Origin of the sequence: Arthrobacter flavus (assembly GCF_039526005.1) — a bacterium.
In the GTDB taxonomy this organism is placed as follows: Bacteria; Actinomycetota; Actinomycetes; order Actinomycetales; family Micrococcaceae; genus Arthrobacter_D; species Arthrobacter_D flavus.
The window spans coordinates 1-1,434 of the sequence record NZ_BAAAIJ010000044.1 but is presented as its reverse complement, the minus strand read 5'-3'; the positions used below and the strand labels follow the sequence as shown (position 1 = coordinate 1,434).

The window sequence follows — 1,434 nt, the reverse complement described above, 5'->3', positions numbered from 1 at the left end:
CTGGAGTGGTCCCCGAAAGCTGGACTCCTAATTAAATGTTATGCGTTTGCGGGGTTTTGGGCGAGGTATTCGTCGGGGCTGAGGTAGCCGAGCCTTTGTTGGATCCGGGTGCTGTTCCACCACAGCAGATATTCGTCCAGCCCGGTGTGAAATTGTTCAATCGTGCTGGGTTGCTGAATCCGGAACCATTCCTCTTTGAGGTGGCTAAAGAACCCTTCCATGGAGGCGTTATCCAGGCATGTGCCCTTACGGGACATTGATTGGGTCAGTCCGGCTTCACAGAGCGTGTCCTGCCAGAGCGGGTGACGGTATTGGAATCCTTGGTCTGAGTGGACAAGGGGTCGCTCGTTTGGAGCGAGGCCACTGATCGCAGTGCGGAGGCCCTCGGTGACCATTCTGACGCTCGGAGATGGACCTGCCATGACAGAGACGATCCGGTTGTCATAAAGGTCAAGGACCGGCGAGACGTAGACCTTGGAGGCGCCAACCGTGAACTCGGTGACGTCGGTAGCCCATTTGCTGTGTTTAGCCGCGGCCTCGAACTGGCGGTTCAACACGTTCGCAGCAGCCTTTCCAACCTCGCCACGGAAGGAGTTGTATCTGCGCCGGCGACGCACCGGGCTTTGCAGCCCGAGCCCGCGCATGAGCTTCAGCACGGTCTTCTTCGACACCGTCCAGCCCTGTCGCAGCAGCATCGCCAGAACGCGTCGATGCCCGTAGGCGCTTCGAGCCTGTGCAAAGACCTGACGAATGGCCTCCTTGAGCTTCGCATGCCGGTCTGGCCGGGTGAGCCGGTTGCGGTGGTCGTAGAACGTGGATCGGGGAAGCTTTGCTAGGTGCAACAACAGCGCTAACCGGTGTTGGGCCTTGAGATCGTCGATCGCCTGGACTTTCAGCGTCGTTCGTGTGACCTCAAGGCCCGCAATTTTCCCAAATACGCCACCTCCGCACGTAAGCGCTCGTTCTCTCTTCGGAGCTGCTCGATCTCACTCTCGGGGCGAGGATTCTCGCGATTGGCCGGTCGCCGACCCCGTTTCTTCGGGCGTAACCCGTCTTCACCATCGCGGCGGTAGATTTTCGCCCAGTTCGTGACGGTGCCGGGTGAGGGAAGGTCGTATTCCTTGGCCAGGATGCGTCCGGACGCTCCTTGAAGATGACGCCGCACGATCTCGAGCTTGGTTTCGACGTCGTACTGCTTACGGTCTCTTGTCATCAACGCACCCGTTCCTCGTACCTGCCATCGTTCATACAACATTTGGACAGAATTCGGTGCAATATCAAGAGCAAGCGCGACAGACTTCGCGGTCAACCCCTGCTCGAACAACTCGACCGCCGACACGGCGTCGGAATGACTCAACGTGCTTCCTGAATACATCTGATTACTCCCTGAAGAAGGATCCTAAATTCGGTGTCCAACTTCTGGGGACCACTCCA

The 1,434-nt window shown here is 58.2% G+C and carries 2 protein-coding genes; both read right to left on the bottom strand.

Annotated elements, in window-relative coordinates; genetic code table 11:
• Positions 1-38 precede the first annotated feature (38 nt).
• Complete coding sequence (locus tag ABD059_RS09955; RefSeq protein ID WP_343879594.1) at positions 39-881, bottom strand: IS3 family transposase; 843 nt, start codon at positions 879-881, stop codon at positions 39-41.
• Positions 882-892: 11 nt separating this feature from the next.
• On the bottom strand, positions 893-1,357 hold the full coding sequence (locus tag ABD059_RS09950; RefSeq protein WP_343879592.1) for a helix-turn-helix domain-containing protein: 465 nt from the start codon (positions 1,355-1,357) through the stop codon (positions 893-895).
• Positions 1,358-1,434: the final 77 nt, after the last annotated feature.